This is a genomic window from Streptomyces sp. SID3212 (assembly GCF_009865405.1).
GTDB lineage: Bacteria > Actinomycetota > Actinomycetes > Streptomycetales > Streptomycetaceae > Streptomyces.
Genome location: NZ_WWJY01000313.1, coordinates 1 through 2,484, shown reverse-complemented (window position 1 = coordinate 2,484; position 2,484 = coordinate 1). Strand labels below are relative to the sequence as shown.

Annotated in this window: 2 protein-coding genes; both read right to left on the bottom strand. The window is 74.5% G+C overall.

Features of this window, described 5'->3' with window-relative positions; translation table 11 throughout:
- Positions 1–178: 178 nt before the first annotated feature.
- Positions 179–1,045, bottom strand: coding sequence for a cellulose-binding protein (locus GT042_RS09560; RefSeq protein ID WP_161308278.1), 867 nt, complete (start codon positions 1,043–1,045; stop codon positions 179–181).
- Between the two features lie 292 nt (positions 1,046–1,337).
- Positions 1,338–2,484, bottom strand: a 1,147-nt coding sequence (locus GT042_RS09555) for an SUKH-4 family immunity protein (protein ID WP_161308277.1), incomplete at its 5' end; no start/stop codon positions are given.

Sequence of the window (2,484 nt, the reverse complement as noted above, 5' to 3'; positions counted from 1 at the left end):
CCCGCGACAATCAACAACAAGGGGCGGCCCCACCCGCCTCATTCGACGCCGGACACCCCGACTACCCCTCGGCCCGAACCCGCGCACTGAGCAGCACCGTAACCACCCCTCGGCCCGAACCCGCACCCAACCACCCCACCTCACCCACCCACCCCAACCCAAGCCCCCAAACACCACCTCACCCCTCCGCCGGCGCCCTCCCCGTCAGTGCCGCCAGCGCGTTGCGGACCAGGGCCATGTGCGCTCGCATCTCCTCGCCCGCCGCCTCGTTCGACCGCACCACCCCCTCCGCCTCCCGGAGAATCCGTTCCGCCGAGGACTCCGCCGACGACAGCAGCTCCGCCGCCTTCGCCTGGGCGTCCTCCTGGCCGTGGCGGGCCCGCTCCCCCGCCTCGGAGAACGCGCGCTGCGCCTCCGTCAGCTCCGCCTGCGCGTACGCGGAGAGTTCCGCCGTACGGACCTCCCACTCCGCCGCCCGCGACGCGACCTCCCGGTCCGTCGCCGCCAGCCGCTCCGCGTGGCCCTTCTCCAGGCCCTCCACCACCGCCTGCGTCCGGCGGCGCATCTCCCGCAGCTCCTCCAGCGCCTCCCCGCGCCACGCCTTCGCCTCGCGCCGCGCCTCGACGCGTTCGGTGTCGGCCAGCGCCTGGGCCGCGCCCAGCACGTCACGCGCGTACGCCTCCGCCTCCGCCCGTACCGCCTCCGACGCCTCTCTCGCCGTCTCCTTGGTCTCCCGGCCCTCCGCCCTGGCCGTGTCGAGCACCGCCCTGGCCTCCTCGCGGGCCTCCGCCCGCACCCGGTCGCCCTCGTCGGCGGTCAGCGTCATGATCTGCGGGGCCCGGCCGCCGAGCGACTCGTACGTCTGCGGTCCCCGCGCCCGTACCTCCTCGACCCGCTCCCGCAGCTGCGCCGCCTCGCCCTCCATGCGCTTGGCGAGGACGGTGAGGCGGGCCGCGCGTTCCCACGCGTCGTCGCGGACCCGCGACAGGGTGGCGACCTCGTGGTCCACCTGTTCCGGGTGGTAGCCACGCCCCCGCGTGGGCACGAAACCGTGAACAGACGGTTGAGCAGCACTCATCGGGAAGCCCCTTCCGGCACACAACGCGATCCGGCGCACATCCTGCTGGATCGAAGCGAAATGCGCATAATGCGACACTCCGCCCATCTGTCCTGCCCAAGGATGCGGCATCGCACGCGGAATGCCGGAATCCGCTGCTCAAGAGGGACACGAGCCGGAAACGGCCGGGGCGCCCTCCGCGTCACGCGGAGGGCGCCCAGGTCATCCGTACAGCACGTTCAGCACGTTCAGCGCGCTGCGAGGCGTCACAGCGGATCCGTCAGAGCAGGCCGTCCCACATCTGCTCCAGCAGCACCGACCACCAGCTCTCCGGCGACGACAGCGCCGCCGGGTCCAGCGCCGCCAGCTGCGCCTGGAAGTCGACGGTCCAGCGGCCCGCCTGTTCCGGCGTCAGCCCGTAGCGCAGACGCCACATCCGGCCCAGCAGCGCCAGCGAGCGGGTGAACTCCGGCAGCCCCGTGTTGACGAACTGCGGCGGCACCGACTGCCCGCCGGGACCCGGCTCGACGGGGACGGCCATGATGTGCGCCGTACCGTACTGGACACAGATCGCCCGGCCGAAGTCACTGCCCATGACGAGGTACGAGCCCGCGTCGGCGGCCGGCTGGATCTGCCGCTGCACGGCCAGTTCCGCCAGGGTCGGGACCACCGGGTGGGCCGGCTGCGCCCAGAAGAATGGCCCGAAGTCGGCCGGCAGCCCCGCCCACACGAGCGTGCGCGCGACGAGGTCCGGCACGCCCTGCCGGGACACCGCCCGCTGGTCGAACCGGCAGATGCCCTGCGGGCCGAACGCCCCCAGCAGCTCCTGCGCGACGCCCTCCGGCGGGATCGGCGGCGCGGGCGGGATCTGCGGCAGCGGGGCCCGTACCGGCGCGGGGCGCGCCGGGCCGTCCGCGACCTGGTGCAACTCGCCCTGGTGGGTGAGCAGATGCTGCATGCCCTGCTGGCGGCTGGCGTGGTCCTGGCCGTACGGGGCGACGCTCGTGATCCGCACCTGCGGCCAGCTCTCGCGGATCATCCGCGCGCAGTACGCGCCCGGCAGCTCGCAGGATTCCAGCTCCGTGTGGAGTTCGAGGACCTGCTGCGGCGGCACGTTCAGGGCGCGCAGCTCATGCAGGATCTGCCACTCGGGGTGCGGGGTCCCGGGCGCCGAGCGGCGGATGATCTGCGCCTCCGAGCCGTCGGGCGCGCGGTAGCGCAGGACGGCCTGGTAGCCGGGGCCGACGGTCGGCAGGCCGTAGGGCTGCGGATAGCCGTACGGCGGGGGGCCGGACGCGGGCGCCTGGGGCACGGGACCCGGCCCGTGGGGTGCCATGCCGTGCGGTACGGGACCGGCGCCGGGGCCGGAACCGGGGGCGTACGGTACGGGGCCCGGCGGCACGGGGCCGTGCCCGCCCCCGGGCGCG